This is a genomic window from Parvibium lacunae, from assembly GCF_003335215.1.
Classification (GTDB): Bacteria; Pseudomonadota; Gammaproteobacteria; order Burkholderiales; family Burkholderiaceae_D; genus Parvibium; species Parvibium lacunae.
In genome coordinates, this window is the sequence record NZ_QPGB01000001.1 from 1 (window position 1) to 17,882 (window position 17,882).

General features: G+C 54.7%; 18 protein-coding genes, 1 tRNA gene, 1 other RNA gene and 1 riboswitch. Of the genes, 15 read left to right on the forward strand and 5 right to left on the reverse strand.

From position 1 onward, the window contains the following. The 5 genes from DU000_RS12700 to DU000_RS00025 form a co-directional block, all read left to right on the forward strand. The coding region (locus tag DU000_RS12700) for a hypothetical protein (protein ID WP_158529594.1) at positions 1–1,685 on the forward strand (1,685 nt) is incomplete at its 5' end. Next, positions 1,685–2,365 (forward strand): hypothetical protein, encoded by a 681-nt coding sequence (locus tag DU000_RS00010; protein WP_114401336.1) that lies wholly within the window; start codon positions 1,685–1,687, stop codon positions 2,363–2,365. The genes DU000_RS12700 and DU000_RS00010, both read left to right, overlap by 1 nt. Positions 2,366–2,607: 242 nt before the next feature. Beyond that, positions 2,608–3,639 carry an extracellular solute-binding protein gene (locus tag DU000_RS00015; protein ID WP_420812091.1) on the forward strand — a complete coding sequence of 344 codons (1,032 nt, stop codon included), beginning with the start codon at positions 2,608–2,610 and terminating at the stop codon, positions 3,637–3,639. Between the two features lie 66 nt (positions 3,640–3,705). After that, positions 3,706–3,781: transfer RNA gene (locus DU000_RS00020), tRNA-Thr, on the forward strand. 9 nt (positions 3,782–3,790) lie between these two features. Beyond that, on the forward strand, positions 3,791–4,006 hold the full coding sequence (locus DU000_RS00025; protein WP_114401338.1) for a hypothetical protein: 216 nt from the start codon (positions 3,791–3,793) through the stop codon (positions 4,004–4,006). Between the two features lie 4 nt (positions 4,007–4,010). Here DU000_RS00025 and DU000_RS00030 read toward each other — a convergent pair whose 3' ends face one another. Further along, positions 4,011–4,961 carry an NAD-dependent epimerase/dehydratase family protein gene (locus tag DU000_RS00030; protein ID WP_114401339.1) on the reverse strand — a complete coding sequence of 317 codons (951 nt, stop codon included), beginning with the start codon at positions 4,959–4,961 and terminating at the stop codon, positions 4,011–4,013. Between the two features lie 38 nt (positions 4,962–4,999). On the opposite strand from DU000_RS00030, the gene DU000_RS00035 reads away from it, so the two are divergent. Further along, the gene (locus tag DU000_RS00035) at positions 5,000–6,034 is read left to right on the forward strand and encodes a CDP-6-deoxy-delta-3,4-glucoseen reductase (protein WP_114401340.1); all 1,035 of its coding nucleotides are present in this window, start codon (positions 5,000–5,002) and stop codon (positions 6,032–6,034) included. Positions 6,035–6,059: 25 nt separating this feature from the next. Further along, complete coding sequence (locus DU000_RS00040) at positions 6,060–6,683, forward strand: FMN-binding negative transcriptional regulator (protein WP_114401341.1); 624 nt, start codon at positions 6,060–6,062, stop codon at positions 6,681–6,683. 158 nt (positions 6,684–6,841) lie between these two features. Here the strand turns inward: DU000_RS00040 and ssrS are convergent. From ssrS to DU000_RS00055, 3 genes are all read right to left on the reverse strand, one after another. Continuing rightward, a non-coding RNA gene (gene ssrS / locus DU000_RS00045) (6S RNA) lies at positions 6,842–7,030 on the reverse strand. Between the two features lie 55 nt (positions 7,031–7,085). Further along, on the reverse strand, positions 7,086–7,397 hold the full coding sequence (locus tag DU000_RS00050; RefSeq protein WP_114401342.1) for a cell division protein ZapA: 312 nt from the start codon (positions 7,395–7,397) through the stop codon (positions 7,086–7,088). A gap of 10 nt (positions 7,398–7,407) precedes the next feature. Continuing rightward, positions 7,408–7,638 carry a hypothetical protein gene (locus DU000_RS00055; RefSeq protein WP_147266938.1) on the reverse strand — a complete coding sequence of 77 codons (231 nt, stop codon included), beginning with the start codon at positions 7,636–7,638 and terminating at the stop codon, positions 7,408–7,410. Between the two features lie 68 nt (positions 7,639–7,706). Then, a riboswitch (cobalamin riboswitch) is annotated at positions 7,707–7,933 on the forward strand. Positions 7,934–8,003: 70 nt separating this feature from the next. Between DU000_RS00055 and DU000_RS00060 the strand changes: the two genes are divergently transcribed. The 8 genes from DU000_RS00060 (at position 8,004) to DU000_RS00095 (ending at position 16,163) form a co-directional block, all read left to right on the forward strand. Continuing rightward, positions 8,004–9,872: a TonB-dependent receptor domain-containing protein gene (locus tag DU000_RS00060; protein ID WP_147266939.1), complete on the forward strand. Its 1,869-nt coding sequence runs from the start codon at positions 8,004–8,006 to the stop codon at positions 9,870–9,872. After that, a complete protein-coding gene (locus DU000_RS00065) occupies positions 9,869–10,774 on the forward strand; it encodes an ABC transporter substrate-binding protein (protein WP_147266940.1) in 906 nt (301 codons plus the stop codon). The genes DU000_RS00060 and DU000_RS00065 overlap by 4 nt, the downstream gene beginning before the upstream one ends. Positions 10,775–10,778: 4 nt before the next feature. Next, on the forward strand, positions 10,779–11,894 hold the full coding sequence (locus DU000_RS00070) for a FecCD family ABC transporter permease (RefSeq protein WP_114401345.1): 1,116 nt from the start codon (positions 10,779–10,781) through the stop codon (positions 11,892–11,894). Continuing rightward, the gene (locus tag DU000_RS00075; RefSeq protein ID WP_114401346.1) at positions 11,881–12,657 is read left to right on the forward strand and encodes an ABC transporter ATP-binding protein; all 777 of its coding nucleotides are present in this window, start codon (positions 11,881–11,883) and stop codon (positions 12,655–12,657) included. Before DU000_RS00070 ends, DU000_RS00075 begins: the two co-directional genes overlap by 14 nt. A gap of 35 nt (positions 12,658–12,692) precedes the next feature. After that, complete coding sequence (cobO, locus tag DU000_RS00080; protein ID WP_114401347.1) at positions 12,693–13,262, forward strand: cob(I)yrinic acid a,c-diamide adenosyltransferase; 570 nt, start codon at positions 12,693–12,695, stop codon at positions 13,260–13,262. A 30-nt stretch (positions 13,263–13,292) separates the two neighbouring features. Then, a complete protein-coding gene (locus DU000_RS00085; RefSeq protein ID WP_240001741.1) occupies positions 13,293–14,852 on the forward strand; it encodes a cobyric acid synthase in 1,560 nt (519 codons plus the stop codon). Positions 14,853–15,062: 210 nt separating this feature from the next. Then, positions 15,063–15,686 carry a ParA family protein gene (locus DU000_RS00090; RefSeq protein WP_114401349.1) on the forward strand — a complete coding sequence of 208 codons (624 nt, stop codon included), beginning with the start codon at positions 15,063–15,065 and terminating at the stop codon, positions 15,684–15,686. A 15-nt stretch (positions 15,687–15,701) separates the two neighbouring features. After that, positions 15,702–16,163 carry a GNAT family N-acetyltransferase gene (locus DU000_RS00095; protein ID WP_114401350.1) on the forward strand — a complete coding sequence of 154 codons (462 nt, stop codon included), beginning with the start codon at positions 15,702–15,704 and terminating at the stop codon, positions 16,161–16,163. A 20-nt stretch (positions 16,164–16,183) separates the two neighbouring features. Here the strand turns inward: DU000_RS00095 and DU000_RS00100 are convergent, their stop codons facing one another. Then, complete coding sequence (locus DU000_RS00100; RefSeq protein WP_114401351.1) at positions 16,184–17,779, reverse strand: transglycosylase SLT domain-containing protein; 1,596 nt, start codon at positions 17,777–17,779, stop codon at positions 16,184–16,186. Positions 17,780–17,882 lie beyond the last annotated feature (103 nt).

The window sequence follows — 17,882 nt, forward strand, 5'->3', positions numbered from 1 at the left end:
GGCTGACTGGCCGTGCGGTAAACGCCGGGCCTGCCGGCTTAGGGCTTAACCCTGGGCGCAGCAACCTCGGGCTGGGTGGTGCCGCTTGGGCTGAGCCAGCGTTACTCAGTTGGCGTGAAGACACGGGTGGCGCGGCCTGGCCAGTGTCGTCGTCTGACCCGGTTGACAGCATCGACAACCGTGCCTTGCTCAACGCCAGCAACCAAGCCAGTGATAGCGACTATTACGGCTGGGGTAACCGCCCGGCGCTGGCACCGGGTATGCGCCCCGAGACCCTCAGCTTACTCAGCGGCCTGCGCCCCAGTGGCTGGGGGGCAGGGCTGGGGCTGTTGCCTCAGGAGCCTGGTGCGGCACCGCTGCTGAGTGAGGGGTTTGATCCGTTTAACCCAGACGCTGGGCGCCTTACGAGTGAGGGGTTTGATCCGTTTAACCCAGACGCTGGGCGCCTTACTCTCGCGCAAAATGCCTATGCCTCCAAAGACCCGCGGTTTACGATGACGGATGGTGGGAGTAATCGTGAAGTATTCCTAACTCGTGCGCAAGAAGAACGTTTGCAATCAGGTCAGACCATCTTTGATTCCGGTGATCCTTATGCTGATCCCCAAGGCGTTACTGCTAGCTCTGTCGGCGCGCAACGTCGCGTCAGTCGTTCACAGCAACACGAGTTTTCGACGGAATCTCGTGGTACGGCGGGGATAAAGAATCCTGATGCCACCGACCCATTTGAACGATTCGACCTTGATACACACGAAGGTAGAGATAAATTTTTCCGACAAACAAAGGTGAATTTTGCTGCTGGCACATTGGGTAGTGAGCAAGCCATGGCGGCTAAAGCAATGTTGTTCCATTATTACGGCTACAGCATGGGTGAAAACTTAGGGAATACAACTGCAATATTGGAAGGCTCTTTGCAATTGACAGGACCTAATGATGCAGCTCTGGGTCGGGCACTTAATGCGTATGCGAGTAGCGGTCCTGCAGCAGGTCGTGAGCGGTATGACTTCTATAGCAATATCCAGGTTGTGTACGATGAAAATGGCATTGCGACGCGTGGACGCACGGTGGATGTTGTGCGAGAGGGGCGGACAGTGACGCTTAATTGGACTCAAGACTTTTCGACATGGGCAGGACATGTGGGCGTGAGTGCGGATGAAGCCCTACGTAAAACCGACTTCAGCGTATACAAAGCCCTGCAAAATGCTGCCTTTAAAACGCCAGATGTGATTTCACTGGACATGAACGGGGCATGGCGCCCCGCATTTGCGGACTACCGTGCAATCTATGACGCGCAGCGCCAAGACCCGAATGCAAATCAGGCAAATGTGGCGGCAATGAAGGCGGTGATCGACGGGCGCCCTAAAGGACTAGATGGGCAACCTAAACCATGGTCACCTGCCCACGTTAACAGCCGAGGTATCGATATAAACTCTATCAATGGTGTGGCCGTTAGGAACACAATTTACAATAATGGCGTTCCAAGAAATGCTGAGCCAGCGATCATTAGTGCGTTTACGGACAATTTGCTAAACGAACCTGGAACACGGCAGATATTCCAACCATGGAGGATGTGGGCGAATGTGCCAAAGTATTTAAATCTTCCAAGTGCAGAGCAAATACCAGAGGTAAACAAAGGTAGATCTGACAATGAAAAACTCCACAACAATCACATTCACTACGGGCGATGATGAAAAAGACATATGTGTTTCCCCATCGGATATGGCAGCAGTTGTTTGCGGCTTCGATTGCACTCTTGTGTGTCAATGTGTTCGCAGAAGATGTCTATAAAGACTTTTGGGTGGCAGCCGAGAAAGCACCGATATATGATAAACCCAACGGATTGGCTGGCGGTGAATACACATGGGCTGAAGGAGTGCAAGCGTATACGAAAAAACTCAAGTCAGCTCCAATTGGTTGGATTCCACTGTTGAAATACCAGGCGAACCCAGCGCTGTCAACTAGCTATTTATGGCTACGTCGCCAAGACCTATGGGATGGAAAGCCTAAGAAAGTAATCGCCTGTTGGCCAATTAAGCGGATTGAATACACGGTAGGTCACTGGGCCATTGAAATCAACTTCAAACCTGATGGCAGCGGCGTTGCGGAAGAACTTACTGACATTGCAGACGGTAATATTGGCCCCTACAAAACCCATGCCTACATGAGCCAGAACATTGTGCTGTTCAGTGCACTAGACAAAGACAAGCGGTTTTTTTTTACCGCAGGCTATAAACCTGAGGATCGGCATCTGTACCCCAATGGAACGAAAGAGTGGACAGAGCAAACCTTATTTGATGAGAAGGAACTGAAAGGCTGCACCGCGCAGCCAGTCGTTAAACAAAAAAACACCCGCAACCCGAGTCGCTAAGCCGTCGGCCTAGCGGCACTCAGTGTGATCTGGTACGGAATTAGCGACCCCAAGTTTCATCGCACTTTGATTGTTCTAGCGTCACATGCCGGGTAAACATGATCAGGCTCCCCTTTTTTCTTAATAAGAATCATTTCTATTTACATTAATTTTAACTTTTGCTAAGATGCCGGCAGTGTGTTGTTACGCCATATAGATGACTGTAAGGAGCCATGATGTTTGTCAAAAGGGTGTTAGGTGCGATGTTTGCGAGTGGGGTTGGGGTTGCGTGTTTGGGGGGGGTGATGGGGGTGGCCCAGGCGCAGGAGAAGGTGCTGAATCTGTATTCGGCGCGGCATTACCAAACCGATGAGGCGTTGTATCAAAATTTCACGAAGCAAACTGGCATTAAGATTAACCGGATTGAATTGGGCGATGAGCCGCTGCTGGAGCGGGTGCGCAATGAGGGCAAAAACAGCCCGGCAGATGTGTTGATGGTGGTGGATGCTGCGCGTTTGTGGAAGGCGCAAATCGAGGGGTTTTTTCAGCCGGTTAAGTCTAAATCGTTGGAAGCAAAAATTCCGGCCCACTTGCGCGGTAAGGATGACGGCAAGGGCAGTGAGTGGTTTGGTTTTTCAACCCGGGCGCGGGTGATTGTGTATAACAAAGACAAAATCAAGGCTGAAGATGTTCAAAACTATGAAGATTTGGCGAGCCCAAAGCTTAAGGGTAAGTTGTGTACCCGTTCGGGGTCTCATCCTTATATGTTGTCTTGGATAGGTTCGATGATCGAGCATTTAGGCGAGGCTAAGGCTGAGGAGTGGGCGCGAGGGCTGGTGGCTAATATGGCGCGTCCGCCACGCGGGGGTGATACGGATCAGATTCATGCCGTGGCGGCGGGGGAATGTGGGGTAGCGGTTACTAATACTTATTATTGGGTGCGTTTGCTACGTTCAAGCAAGCCAGAAGACAAGGCCACGGTTGCGAAAGTGGGCTTTGTCTGGCCGAATCAGAAAAGCACGGGCACGCATATCAATATTGCCGGGGCGGGGGTGTTGAAACATGCACCGAATCGGGCGGCGGCGGTGCAGTTTTTAGAATATCTGGCGAGTGATGAAGCCCAGGGTTATTTTGCAAATGGCAATAATGAGTGGCCGGTGGTGAAAACGGCGGTGGCGAAAAACCCTGAGCTGGATTCGTTGGGTCCTTTCAAAGCAGACAATTTGTCAATCGCGACGATTGGGGTGCGCCAGGTGGCAGCCCAGAAGTTATTGGATCGTGTTGGTTATAAATAGGCGGGCAAGCATGACTTGTCGGTGGTCGGGGGGCTGAGTATAATTCGCCTCTCGTTTCTTACGGTTGCCGGTGTAGCTCAGTTGGTAGAGCGGTTCATTCGTAATGAAAAGGTCGTAGGTTCGATTCCTATCTCCGGCACCATCTATTTTTATGCGCTATTCCCTGCTGGTTCTTTCTAGTGTGTTGTGCCTGGCTGCTTGCAGCAGTGTGGTTGCCGTGGCAGATGCCGCGGTGACCGTGGTGGCAACGGGGGTTAAAGTGACTGCAAAGGCGGTCGGCGCAGTGGCGGATGCGGTGATTCCCGATGGCGAGAGCAAAGACAAAGCCGCTGAGAAAAAGTCAGATAAAAAAGCAGAGAAAAACTGATCGCTCAGCGCCCGTGTGGGGCCTGTAAAAATGCCTGCACCGTGGGGTAACGTAGCCGATAACCCAACTCAGTTTTGAGGCGGGTGTTTTTCAAGCGGCGCGATTCGCGCATAAAAGACAGCAGATTGGGGTTTACCACTTGCGCCAGTTGGTCGCGCGGCAAGCGCGGCGCGGCGGCGAGGCCAAATGCCTGCGCGACGGCATCAAAATAAGCCCCCATTTTCATTTCAGAATCATCGCTGGCGTGGTACACCCGTTGCGGGCGGCCATGCCAGAGAGCCGCACGACAAATGTGCGCTAAATCATCGGCATGAATGTGGTTGGTATAGACATCGTCAGCGTCGCACAGGGCGGGGGTGCCGGCTTGCAGTCGGGCAAGCGGTAGGCGCTCGGCGGCATAGATGCCGGGTACCCGTAAAATGCTCACTTGCCGGGTTTGTGTTGCATGTGCTGGGTGTTGCCGCTGCGGTTTGCCAAAAGCCCTGACTCGGCGCTCGGCAGCGACGCGCCGTGCAGCGCGGGCGCTTTCGGGGTGCAGCGGGCGTGTTTCATCAATCCAAGCGCCCGCGCAATCGCCATAAACGCCAGAGGTGCTGATGTAGAGCAGCGTTTGCCGAGTGGGATTGGACGCTGTTTTGAGGCCGCGTGATAAAATGCTGAGCAGGTGTTGGGTGCGCGGGTCGTCGTTACCTTGATTCGGCGGCGGGGCTAAATGAATGCAGGTTGATGCGAGGCCACGTAAGCGTTGCAGTGTGCGTGGCTGGTCTAAATCGCCGTATATTGGTATGCCACCGGCGGCGCGAATGGCAGCGGCAGCGGGGCTGTGTAAGCCTTGCCGGGTGAGTGCGAAGACGCGATAACGCGGGGCCAGCAGCGGCAATAACCGCAAGCCAACATCCCCACACCCCACTAACAAAATGCGTGGACGACCGAACTTTTCGACGTGTTGTCTCAAGTTGACTTAACCCATTAAAAACAAGAAAGTGACATTGTATGAGTTTTACCGTAACGGTTCAGCCGAGTGGCGTGACTTTTGCTGTCAACCCCAATGAGAAAATTTTAGAAGCAGCGCTGCGCCAAAGTGTGGGCTTGCCCTATGGCTGTAAGGATGGCGCGTGTGGTTCGTGTAAAGGCAAGGTGTTAAGTGGGGCGGTGGCGCATGGCCCACATCAAGACAAAGCCTTGAGCAGTGCAGAGGCCACGCAAGGCTATGCACTGTTCTGCTGCGCGACCACGACGGCGGATTTGGAAATTGAATGTCGCACCGTCACCGGCATGGGTGATATTCCGGTGAAAAAACTGCCCTGTCGCGTGGCGAGCCTGGAAAAGCCGACTAGCGATGTGGCAATTTTGAAACTGCAGTTACCCGCCAATGAGCGCCTGCAATACCTCGCCGGGCAGTATGTAGAAATTTTATTGCGCGATGGTAAGCGCCGCAGTTACTCGATGGCGAGCGCACCGCATCAAGAAGGGCCGGTTGAGCTACACATTCGCCACATGCCGGGTGGGGTGTTTACTGATCAAGTTTTCTCCACCTTGAAAGAACGCGATATTCTGCGGTTTGAAGGCCCTTTCGGCACCTTCTTTTTGCGCGAGGACAGTGAGAAACCGATTGTATTACTGGCCTCTGGCACTGGCTTTGCGCCGATTAAAGCGATTATCGAGCACGCCATTCACAAGAACATCACGCGGCCCATGACGCTGTATTGGGGCGCACGCAAAAAAGCCGATATCTATCAATGGGAATTGGTTCAGCAATGGGCCGAGAACTTGCCCAATTTCAAATTTATACCGGTGTTGTCGGAGGCTTTGGCGGAAGACGCCTGGACGGGGCGGACAGGCTTGGTCCACCAAGCGGTGATGGCGGATTTGCCGGATCTGTCGCAGTACCAAGTGTATGCTTGCGGCGCGCCGATTATGGTGGAATCCGCTCAGCGTGATTTCAGTGCGCAATGCGGTTTACCAACTGACGAGTTTTATGCCGATTCGTTTACCAGCGAAGCGGATAAGCAGAGCCAAACAGTCTAGCTAACTGGTACAGTGAAAGATAGCCATGTATTTGCCCGCCCACTTTCAACACACTGATCCTGCGCACTTGCTGGAAGTGATGCAGGCGCACAGCTTTGCGACGGTGATTCACCAAGCAGAAGGGCATGTGGTCGCGAACCATATTCCTTTACTGGTAACCGCCCCGACAGAGGCGAATGGCCCATGGCGTTTGCAAGGCCATTGCGCCGCTAATAATCCGCTGGCCGCTTTGCCTGAGGGCGCTTCTATTCTGGTGGTTTTTCAGGGGCCGCATGCCTATGTGTCTCCGCGTGCCTATGCGCAGCGAGAAAGTGTGCCAACCTGGAATTACATCGCTGTGCATATGCAGGGCACTTTGAATTGGGTGCGTGATTCTGCTGAACAAGAAGCCACCATGTGGGCGCTGATTGCGCATTACGATGCGGCTTATTTGCCGCAGTACGATAGCCTAAGCGCGGAATACAAAGCGCGCATGTTGGGCGCGATTGCGGCGTTTGAAATCTCGGCGAATCAAGTTGAGGGGAAATTCAAACTCAGCCAAAACAAATCGCCCGCCGATCGTTTGGGGGTGTATGCCGACCAGCAGCACGGCAGCGCTGATGAACAAGCGCTGGCGCGGTGGATGGCGCGACTCGGGTTGGTTGAGTAAACTTCGTTAAAAATAATCAGCGGCGATTCACGGCAACATAGACCAAAAATAAAAACGCCCGAACTGAGTTGCGTGGCTATCATCTCGATTAGCAGCAAGTTCGGGCGTTGATGCAGGCAGGGGTTTGTACCGAGTACAGATATGCCATGCATCGAAGAAATTTCCCCGCAGTCTGCCGCCAGACCGGCATCCTGAACCCATCTACGCAAGATAGGGGGTCGTCGCTAAAGTTGCATTAGGTTCATCTGACAGAGAGACGATCACACCGCAACTCGGTATCGCTACAACCAGGTGCCATAAACATCGGTTCAAGGAATTTATGGTCTTGGCGCACAGCGCAGGGAAAACGGGGTGCCGCTACAGTTAAGCAACAGAAACAGCAGCGGCAGCAATCTTAAAGAACTAAAACAGGTTTTCCTGTGGGGTTAACGCAGCATCAAGTACGTTACCAATATGCTGTATTTTATGCTGGCATTCGGAAATGTCCAGCCCTAAATTTTTTGCAGGTGCAGAAAGCTGTGTGATCAATTCATGCGCGATTTGTAAGGCAGTCATTACCGCGATTCGATCAATCCCGCTGAGCTTACTGCCTTCGCGCACGCTATGCATTTTTTGATCCACCATCGCCACTGCGGCGAGTAGTGTGGCTTTTTCTTCGGGCTTGCAAGCAAGCTTGTAATCCCGGTCGAGAATTTTGACGTTGAGCTGTTCCATAGTCACTCTTTTAGATCAAGGGCGCAGTCGTTTGCGGGGCTGTCGCAGTTTGCGCGGGCAGCTTTTGCAGGGCTTGTTCGATCTGGTGCGCGGCTTGTTGGAGCTTTTGTGAGAGCGCTTGTTTTTCCAGTTGTGTTTGGTGCAAGGTGCTGCGCAGCGTTTGATTTTCTTGGCGCAGGGCTTGCGTTAAGGCCGCGAGTCGTTCCGCTTTTTCTGCCAATCCGATTAAATCATTTAACATCGCGCCTCCTGCTAACTCACTCCAAAACGTAATCATAACATTGCGTCTTACTTTCCCTGTTTTTACGAGTAAAATCTCTCGCGTGAGGTGCTCGTGCGTTATTCATGACGCACAGTTAAACGGGAAACAGGATTATCCAACCAGATACAACCTGTGCTGCCCCCGCAACGGTAAGCAGAACGTCAATTGACGGCGGCGTAACAACAGCCACTGAGAGTCAGCCAAAGGGCAAGTTCTTGGGAAGGCGTTACGCGGCTCTGCCAGCCCGGATACCGGCCTGACAGGTCTTGCTGCGTTTGCTAAGCGCAGCAAGTGGAGGGCGCGCCACGGGGAACTGGTGGGCCGGATCAATCTTGTTAATCATTATGTTTATTTCTCTCTTTGGGTCGCGCCTGACCCAGGGTAAGCGCTTGCTTGCCCCTCTATCTGTGTCGGTATCGTTATTCTGGGGGGGGCTGTCGGTCAGTTATGCCAACCCCGATCCCACGCAGTTAAATGCGGTGCTGGTGACGGCAACGCGATTGCCGGAACAGCGCCAAGTCTTGAACGCTGACACGACCATCATTGGCCAAGAACAACTCCGTGCAGCACGGGGGATGACGCTGGCGGAGTTGTTGCAATGGCAACCCGGTTTGGAAATGGTTACGACGGGCGGGCCGCAGTCGCAAACCTCGCTCTTTACGCGGGGGACAAACAGTGGGCATACCCTTTTATTGATTGATGGTTTGCGGATCGGCAGCAGCAGCGCCGGCTTGGTTAACTGGCAAGCAATACCGCTGGCGCAGATTGAGCGTATTGAAATCCTGCGCGGCCCGGCTTCCAGTTTGTATGGGGCCGATGCGCTAGGGGGCGTGGTGCAGATTATTACCAAGCGCCCAGAACGTGGCCAGCAGGCGTATCTGGAAGGCCGCGCCGGACGCTGGGGCACCGTCGCGGGTGAAGCAGGGGCAAGCTATGCGAACCAGCAGCTTGACTTGCGGGTGGGCACTCACGCAGGCCGTAGTGCTGGCTACGATACTAAAATTCGGGCCAGTACGCAGCCCGATCGTGATGGCTATTGGCAAGAAGGTTACAGCACTGGCTTGGGTTGGAAATTTAACGCGGCGCATCAGCTGCGTTTCCAGGCTGCACAAAATCGTTTGGTGAGTGAAATTGATACCTCTGGCCCCAGTGATCGTCGCTTTACCTCGGCGAATCAGAGCGATTGGTGGGGGCTGCAATCGCAACACCAATTCAAACCGATTACGGTGCGGACGACACTTGGGGAAACAGTCGATAACTATTGGTATCAGCCCAGCCAATCGCGGTATTTAACACGCCAGCGACAAATTGGCATAGACAGTGATTGGCGAATTACCCCGCACCATACGTTGACGGGGGGGCTGAGTTATTTAGATGAACAGGTTGGGGTCAGTGATTATCTGCAGGCACCGAAAGCACGCACCACGGAGTCTGCCCAACTGGGGTATCTGTATCGTCAGGGGGGGCATCGCTGGCAGCTGAATGGTCGGCATGATGATGCGAGTCAATATGGGAACCGCCTGACGGGGAGCGGCAGCTATGGTTATCAGTTCACGCCCCAGTGGCGGGTTTATGGGAGTTATGGCACCGCGTTCCGTGCCCCGAGTTTTAATGATCTCTACTATCCTGGTTTTGATAACCCTAACCTGCAACCTGAGTATGCTCGCAATAAAGAGGTGGGTTTGCAATATGGCCAAGGCGATCGTTTATGGCGCTTGACCGCATTTGAAAATAATGTGTCTAATCTGATTGCCTTTTCGGGTAGCTGCCCGCTGGCGGGGCGGCCATTTGGTTGCCCGCAAAATGTTAGCCGCGCGCGCATTCGGGGTTACAGCCTGCAGTGGCAAGAAAGCCTCACGACAACGACGCGCTTAAGCGCCAGTTATGATTGGCAAGACCCGGAAGATATGACGACGGGTAATCGGCTGGCGCGACGTGCGATGCAGCAAGCCAAGTTGAATGTCACTCAGCAGCTAGGCCGACAGCAAGTAGGTCTTGAAATGCTGGCAGTGGGGAGCCGCTTTGATGAGTTGGCCAATCGCAATCGCCTAGGCGGGTATACCTTAGTGAATGTATCGTGGAATATTGACCTTAAACCCTCCTGGAGTATTTTTGCGCGGCTGAACAATGCGCTGGATAAACCCTATGAGACCGCACGGGATTTTCAAACCCCACGGCGTAATCTGATGCTGGGCGTTAGGTTAACGCTGTGAGTGACACCACACTGAAACAGCGGCCTATGTGCGGGCGCGGCGCTGGCAGCGCGGCGCTGCGGCTGATCGTGACTGTGATCGTGATGATGATCGTCGCTGCTTTGCCGCTGGTGACCAAGGCGGCCGCGCCGCAGCGTATTATCAGTCTCGTTCCTTCGCTTACCGAAAGCGTGTGTGCGCTACAACTGTGTGAGCGCTTGGTTGGGGTGGATCGCCATTCCAACTGGCCAGGGCGGGTGCAGGCTTTACCCAAGTTAGGTGGGCTGGATGATGTGCAGTTAGAGCGTGTGGTTGCCCTCAAGCCCGATTTAGTGCTGGCCGCGCCCTCGGCGCGGATTGTGCCGCGCTTGCGCAGCTTGGGAGTGAATGTCGTAGTGCTCAATCCACAAACGCAGGCTGAGATTGAGCGTACTTTTCGCGAACTGGGGAAGCGATTAGAGGCTGAGCCAGCAGCCGAACAGGCCATCGAAAAAATCCAGGCGCAAATTCAGCAAGCTCAGCAGCTGGTGCCTGCTTGGGTGAAAGCCCAGCGGGTGTATTTTGAGGTTGCCAGCACGCCTTTCGCGGCTGGGCCAGCCTCATTCATTGGGGAACTGATGCAACGTTTAGGGCTGCACAATATTATTCCGCCTGAGTTGGGCGTGTTTCCGCAGATCAATCCGGAGTTTGTTGTGCGACAGCAGCCTCAAATTATTTTGATTGCGCAAAATGCCCAAGCGGGATTGGCGCAGCGCCCCGCGTGGGCCAGTTTGCCGGCATTGAAGCAGCAGCAAATCTGTGCCTTCCCGGCGGCTGAGTACGATATTCTGGTGCGCCCCGGTCCCCGTTTGGGCGAGGCGGCGTTGTTAATGGCACGTTGTCTACAGCGCTTTACTCAATCTGCGTCATCTTCAAATCACTAAACCTATGCGAACAATTCGCCTCCCTCTCTTTGGTTTCATGGTTATAGGGATTCTGGTCGCACTAGGGCTGCTCAGTCTTTGTGTGGGCAGTGATGGCTGGCATAGCACATGGCTTTGGACGGCCTTGCAATCTGGGTGGCTGCCTTCATCAGACTTGTCTGCCAGACAAGAGGAAGCCGCATGGCTCTGGCAAATTCGATTGCCGCGTACTGTCGGGGCCTTGGCGGTTGGGGCCTTACTGGGGTTGGGGGGGGCGTTGGCGCAGCATTTATTTCGCAACCCGTTGGCCGAACCCTATCTGCTTGGCTCCGCAGCGGGCGCGCAATTGGCAGTCGTAATCGTGGCGGCCGCTAGTGCATCGATTGGTACGTCAGTCAGTATCGTAACCAGTACTGCATCCTTGCTCACACATGGGATTCAGTTTTTCTCGCTGGTGTCGTTCACCAGCGCTGCTTTTATGGGGGCGTGGGCCAGTCTCATGTTGACGCTGGTGCTGGCACGCGGCGCGCAATCGCCAATTAAATTATTGCTCACGGGTGTGGTGGTCGGGGTGGTCTTGAATGCGGTGGGGGAGCTCATTACCCTGGTTGAACCCAATGCCTTGCGGGTGAAGCAGAGTTTTATGCTGGGGAGTGTGGCACTGATTGATCAAACAGCGTGTATCAAGTTACTGGTGGCGTGGCTGCTCCTGCTCCCCATCTGCTTGCGATGTGCGAAGGTGTTGGATGTGATGAGTTTGGGCGACCACGCCGCGACTAGCTTAGGCATACACCTTGGGCGCTGGCGAATGGTGTTTGTCATGTTGCTGGCCCTAGCTACGGCGCTGACGGTGGCTAACGCGGGCTTGATTGCTTTTGTTGGGTTGGTCGCGCCGCATATTGCGCAACAGGGAGTACGGTATTTAAGTCATACAGTGCATCCGGGTTCGGCGGTGTGGTCATCCACGCGCAGTCACCTCATGCTAAGTAGTTTACTGGGCGGTGGCTTACTACTGTTAGCGGATATCGTTGCGAGGAGTTTGATTGCCCCGCAAGAATTACCTGTTGGTTTACTCACGGCTGTACTCGGTGGCGGCTACTTGCTTTTCTTACTGAAGCGGGGACTGTATGGGCGGATCTGACGCTATGCTTGCGGCACAGAATATCACCGTTCGTTACGGTGAGCGCGTGGCCTTACAGGCGGTGAACCTCGAGCTCACAGTCGGGTGGACCGCGATTGTCGGCCCCAACGGTGCGGGTAAATCAACACTGTTGCAGGTTTTAGCGGGTCTGCAAAAACCGGATGCAGGCAACGTATACCTTGGCCAGTGCGCTTTGCCGTCTGTATCACTGGCGGCACGCGCGCAGCAAATGGCCTGGTTGCCGCAGCAGGGGGAGTATCGCCCTGACATGAGCGTTGCTGAATGTGTTGCCCTGGGGCGAGTGGCGCAGCAGGGCATTTGGGCGCAGGTGCTGCCTGATGATCCTATGGTGAAAGAGGCGCTGCAACGCCTAGAGATTGCAGACTGGCGTAGCCGTCCACTTGGCGCGCTTTCCGGCGGTGAACGGCAGCGGGTGTTTTTGGCGCGGGCATTGGCCACCGATGCACCTATCTTGCTATTGGATGAGCCCACTACGCACCTGGATCCTCAGCATCAAATCGCCGTGGTTAAACTGTGTCAGGCCCTAGCCGCAGCGGGCAAGTGCGTGGTGACGGTGTTGCACGACATCAACCTTGCGCTACAAGCCGATCAGTTGGTGGTGATGCTGGATGGACAGATTCACTTGAAGGCACCCCCGAGCCATCCCGATCTTGCCAAGGCTTTGGCGAGTGCCTTTGCCGGCGCGTTAACCGTAACCACGAATGCAGAGCGTCCGTACGTGCTTCCGAATTTTCTGAGTTAAATTTCCTACCAATTTCTGCGAATAAGGTACCCGCGATGCAAATCGAAAACCCTCCCACCGAAACCTCTGGCTATAAACCCCAAGGCGAACGCCGTGGTTTGATTTTGATTAACACTGGCGATGGTAAGGGCAAAAGCACGGCCGCGTTTGGTTTGGCGCTGCGGGCGCATGGCCGCGGCAAGCCCGTCAAAATTTATCAGTTCATGAAAGTGCCGAGTGCGCGCTTTGGCGAACATCGCGTCTTTGAACAACTCGGTGTCCCCATCGAAGGGCTGGGCGATGGCTTTAGCTGGAAGAGCAAAGACCTTGAGCATTCCGCACAGCTCGCCCGCGACGGGTGGGAAAAAGCGGCCGCGACGATTACAGCGGGTGAGCATTTTATGGTGGTGCTGGATGAAGTGACTTATCCCATTCGATTCGGCTGGATACCACTAGAGGCCGTATTAGACACGCTGCGCCAACGTCCTCCCCATGTGCATGTCGTTCTCACCGGCCGCAATGCCCCGGAAGAACTCGTGGCGCTCGCCGATACGGTGACAGAGATGAAACTCATCAAACATCACTACGAGGCGGGCGTGCCCGCCCAGCGTGGGATTGAAGACTAAGGCCCGTAGCCATACACCTAAAGGCGCATCGTGCCAACACACTCTCTGATGATTTGGGGCACCGCCAGTGGTGCCGGTAAAAGCTGGCTGACCACGGCGCTGTGCCGCTGGGCGGCGCGGCAGGGTGCGCGTGTTGCCCCGTACAAGGCGCAGAACATGAGTAACAATGCGCGGGTTGTCAGTGCCCCGCACGGCTGGGGCGAGATTGGTTCCGCGCAATATTTCCAAGCCTTAGCGGCGCGTGTCACTCCAACGGTGGCGATGAACCCGGTGTTACTCAAACCAGAAAACGAGCGCGGGAGCCAGGTGATTGTAGCGGGTCAAGTGCGCCATGATTTAAGTGCCATGCCCTGGCGGGAACGCAGCGCGTTACTGGCTAAGGAAGCCGCGCAGCACTGGCAAACACTCGCCGCGCAATATAATTGCATCATCCTTGAAGGCGCTGGTTCGCCCGCCGAGATCAATCTTGCCGCGAATGACTATGTGAATCTGCATAGTGTGCGCTGGGCACAGCAGACGGGCACTTGCCGGAGTGTACTGGTAACGGATATTGATCGGGGCGGCGCCTTTGCGCACCTCTACGGCACCTGGGCTTTATTGCCGGAGGATGTTCGTAGCACGCTGAGTGGTTTTGTGCTGAATAAATTTCGGGGGGATCCCAGCTTACTGGCTCCTGGCCCGCAAGACCTCGCCAAACTAACCGGAATTGAAACGTCTGCGGTGATTCCCATGCAAGCCATGCACGGACTGCCGGAAGAAGATGGTCCGTATGGCTTGAATCAGCTCATGATCGCGGGTGAAGCACGCTATCGGATTGGCATCGTGGCCTATCCCACCCTCAGCAATTTAGATGAATTCACGATGCTGCAATGTCACCCCGCGATTCAAGTCATCTGGTTGCGTGATGGCGTGAGCGCGGCCACACAGCAGCGCTTACTCGCCGAGCTGGATGCCGTGATTCTGCCCGGCTCGAAACAAGTCAGTGGTGATCTGGCTTGGCTAAAACAGCAAGGCTGGGCCGATTGGTTACAGGCCTATGTCCGCACCGGAAAACCACTACTGGGTATTTGTGGTGGGCTACAAATGCTGGGCGAAACTCTGGACGATGCGGCGGGCTACGATGGTCAGGTGAGCGCGCAAGCGGGTTTGGGTTTATTGCCTTTGGCCACCCGCTACGGCCCCAACAAGGTCGTGCAGCAACGGACTTTTCAGTTGGGCGAACTGCTTGCACCCTGGCAGGGTTTAAGTGAACTACGTTTTGAGGGCTATGAAATTCACTGCGGTGAAACGGTCGCTACGGCTATCGAAAAGCACACGGCACAACCCGTGCTGTATGGTGCGGGTGAGGTCACATCACCTGTATTGGCTTGGCAGTCAACGCAGTGGCCCAATGTGTTGGGTATTTATGCCCACGGCTTATTAGAAGCCCCACATTGCTTGCAAGCCTTGCTTGCTGGGCCATCACATTCCCGATATAGCGGAAGCATCCCCTTGCCAGCCTATGATTTACAGGCGGTGTTTGAGCAACTGGCGGATTGCATTGAGGAGGCCATTGGCCCCGCCACCTTGCGCGAGTGGTTGGCGCTGTAACCCAGCATCTGATGGCATCTGGTTTGGCATGGCACGGCCAGTGTACCTATCCCTTGGCCTGGAACCCGCTTATTTATGTTGCGCCGCCTCTATTAGATGCGTACAAGCAACGCCTAGGCACCTCGATGAGCCCCAATCTGGCAGCCAGCGTTGTCAGCCAGCCTAAGGGCGGCATACACTTGGCTATTATTTTTCCTGTAGGGCTGTGTCATGCCAGTCATTCTCGTTGCCAATCCTAAAGGGGGGGTCGGAAAGTCTACGCTTTCTACCAATATTGCCGGTTTCTATGCCTCGCGTGGCTACAGTGTGATGTTGGGTGACACAGATAAACAGCAGTCAGCCCGCAATTGGCTGCAACTGCGGCCCGCTAATGTCTATCCGATTGGCACATGGGAAATCGATGCAGATAATATTGCCCGCCCACCCAAAGGCGTTAGCCACGTGGTGTTGGACTCTCCAGCCGGGGTCCACGGCTGGCGCCTGAAGGAGCTGCTGCGGATGGTGAATAAAGTGGTGGTGCCTTTGCAGCCTTCGATGTTTGATATTTTGGCAACCCAGCAGTTTTTGCAAGAATTGCGGGAAGAAAAGCATGTGCGCCAACATGAGATTGAGGTTGGCGTGGTGGGGATGCGGGTAGACAGCCGAACCAAGGCGGCAGAGCAGTTACATCGATTTATCGATCAACTCGGTTTGCCCGTGCTGGGCTACTTGCGTAATACTCAAAATTACGTGCAGCTTGCGGCACATGGCTTAACGCTGTTCGATGTTGCGCCCTATCGGGTTGAAAAGGACTTGTCCGAGTGGCAAACATTGACTGACTGGTTGCTTAAATAAAGAAGCGTGGGACTCATGTTGAATTATTCGATTCGCCCAGCCACGATGGCTGATTTAGGCTCTTTGACCGACCTGTTTGATCTTTATCGCCAGGGTTATCAGCAACCCAGTAATTTGCCGCTGGCAAAAGTATTCATCAGTGTGCGTCTCAAGCGGGGTGATTCCGCGCTATTTGTGGCAGAGGGCTCTGTTGATGGCAGCCCCGTTCTACTGGGGTTTGTGCAGTTAATTCCTTCGTTTTCTTCGATTGCCGCCCGTCCGATCTGGATTCTCAGCGATACTTTTGTCCGTCCCGAGTGGCGTGGTGAGGGCGTGGGGCAAGGCCTGTTAGCCCATGCGGTTGATTTTGCGCGGCAGTCTGGGGTGAAACGAATTGTTGTTGAGGCGTCGCAAGCCCAGCCCGCTCACCTTGAGCACTATCGGAAACTGGGGTTTACCTCAAGCGACAACCGCATTCAGTTGCAGCTCGATTTTTAAACTCTGCCCAGGCGCACCGACTAGCGATTTTTTTGTTTCGTTCGTTTCCCCGAGCTGGCCTTTTCTTGCCCGGTTTTTTCTTTGGTTTGGCGCTTGCTAGTCGTGGCGGCTTTATTGGCCGCGCCTTTGCTGGCTACTTGGCTGGCGCTTTTAGAGTTAGCTTGCGCTTTCGGGGCGTGCGGTTTGCGGGTTTCTTGCGGGGTGTTAATCAGCAGCTTTTGCCCAGGCCGCAAGCTATTGGTTTTCAAACCATTGAGTTGGCGCAGCGCGCTGATGGTGGTGCCATATTGCTTGGCGAGGCTGGCCAGGGTTTCTCCCTTTTTACTCAGGTGGTAGTTGTATTTCGGCGGGCTGGGCAGGGCGGGCGTGTCGCTAAGCACCGGTTGCGCCAGCAGACGCTGTTCGTCTAATTGGCCTTCTCCCGGTACCAGCAAGGTCATCCCCGCCAGGGATTTGGTTTTCAAGCCGAGTCCATTCAACTCCCGCAAATACTGGGTGTTAGTGCCAAACTTTTGCGCCACACTGTCTAATTTCTCGCCTTTGCTGAGGGTGTAGGTGCGCCAACCCGATTGCCCGCCTTGCGTTTTCACCGCTTCGAGAAAGTCCATCGCTTTATGACTCGGAATCAGTAGGGGAGAAGCCATTTTGCCGAGAATAACCGGGCGGTTATAGGCGGGGTTCAGTTGCTTGAATTCCTCAACACTCATGCCCGCCAGTTTGGCCGCAGTCCGAATGTCGAGATTGGTTTGATTGTTAATCGCGGTGAAATAAGGGGCATTGTCTACCGGGGGGAGGGTTATCCCATAGCGGGCGGGATTCGCCACCAGGTTTTTAATGGCTTGTAGCTTTGGCACGTAGTAGCGCGTTTCATTCGGCATCGTTAGCGACTCATAGTCGGTGGGTAATCCGCGTGCTTTATTCTTTTCAATCGCCCGTTTCACCGCCCCCTCTCCCCAGTTATATGACGCCAGGGCGAGGTACCAGTCGCCATGAAAATCAAACAGAAAAGCCAGGTAGTTCAGCGCCGCATCGGTGGAAGCCAAGATATCGCGACGTTCATCCAGCCACCAATTTTGATCCAAGCCATAGTTTTTCCCCGTGCTCGGGATAAATTGCCAGATTCCTGAAGCTTTGGCGGGTGAGTAAGCAATCGGATTAAACGCGCTTTCCACAAATGGCAACAGGGCCAATTCTGTGGGAAGGCCGCGTTTTTCGCATTCTTCCACGATGTGATAAAGATAACGTCCGGCGCGTTCGGCCATGCGCCGAATCGCTTCAGGCTTGGCGGCGTACCAGTTGGTGCGCTCTGCGGCGAGGGCAGAGTCAAGGTTGGGGATAGCAAAGCCATTACGAATGCGCTGCCAAATATCGGGGGCAGGGGCGGTCAGATCCAGCGTGCGCGGGATCAGAGGGTCCTGCAAGCGATTGGGTGCAGCACTGGGCGCGGCAGGTGGGGCACTGCTCAATGGGCTGGCATCCAGTGCCAAGCCATTTCTCGCTGCCTCACCGCCGCTATCAACAGCTTGTGCAGCGGCGCCTCCCGCTAGCAAGAGCAACAAGGCACAGCATGCCAACCCGCGTATGACCGTGAGTTGTTTGAACCGCAGTCGTTCCACCAAGACATCCCACCCTATGATTATGTTTAACCCCTATTTTACCCTTTGCCACAGCGCATTCTTGGTGGGGCAGTGCAGACAGCGTGTCAGCGGCGTATGCAAC

Coding starts and splice junctions, on each gene's coding strand:
- DU000_RS00015 (WP_420812091.1), top strand. CDS start 2,608: ATGTTTGCGAGTGGGGTTGGGGTTGCGTGTTTGGGGGGGGTGATGGGG.
- DU000_RS00055 (WP_147266938.1), bottom strand. CDS start 7,638: ATGTTAAATGATTTAATCGGATTGGCAGAAAAAGCGGAACGACTCGCG.
- DU000_RS00035 (WP_114401340.1), top strand. CDS start 5,000: ATGAGTTTTACCGTAACGGTTCAGCCGAGTGGCGTGACTTTTGCTGTC.
- DU000_RS00050 (WP_114401342.1), bottom strand. CDS start 7,397: ATGGAACAGCTCAACGTCAAAATTCTCGACCGGGATTACAAGCTTGCT.
- cobO (WP_114401347.1), top strand. CDS start 12,693: ATGCAAATCGAAAACCCTCCCACCGAAACCTCTGGCTATAAACCCCAA.
- DU000_RS00010 (WP_114401336.1), top strand. CDS start 1,685: ATGAAAAAGACATATGTGTTTCCCCATCGGATATGGCAGCAGTTGTTT.
- DU000_RS00025 (WP_114401338.1), top strand. CDS start 3,791: ATGCGCTATTCCCTGCTGGTTCTTTCTAGTGTGTTGTGCCTGGCTGCT.
- DU000_RS00095 (WP_114401350.1), top strand. CDS start 15,702: ATGTTGAATTATTCGATTCGCCCAGCCACGATGGCTGATTTAGGCTCT.
- DU000_RS00075 (WP_114401346.1), top strand. CDS start 11,881: ATGGGCGGATCTGACGCTATGCTTGCGGCACAGAATATCACCGTTCGT.
- DU000_RS00060 (WP_147266939.1), top strand. CDS start 8,004: ATGTTTATTTCTCTCTTTGGGTCGCGCCTGACCCAGGGTAAGCGCTTG.
- DU000_RS00070 (WP_114401345.1), top strand. CDS start 10,779: ATGCGAACAATTCGCCTCCCTCTCTTTGGTTTCATGGTTATAGGGATT.
- DU000_RS00090 (WP_114401349.1), top strand. CDS start 15,063: ATGCCAGTCATTCTCGTTGCCAATCCTAAAGGGGGGGTCGGAAAGTCT.
- DU000_RS00040 (WP_114401341.1), top strand. CDS start 6,060: ATGTATTTGCCCGCCCACTTTCAACACACTGATCCTGCGCACTTGCTG.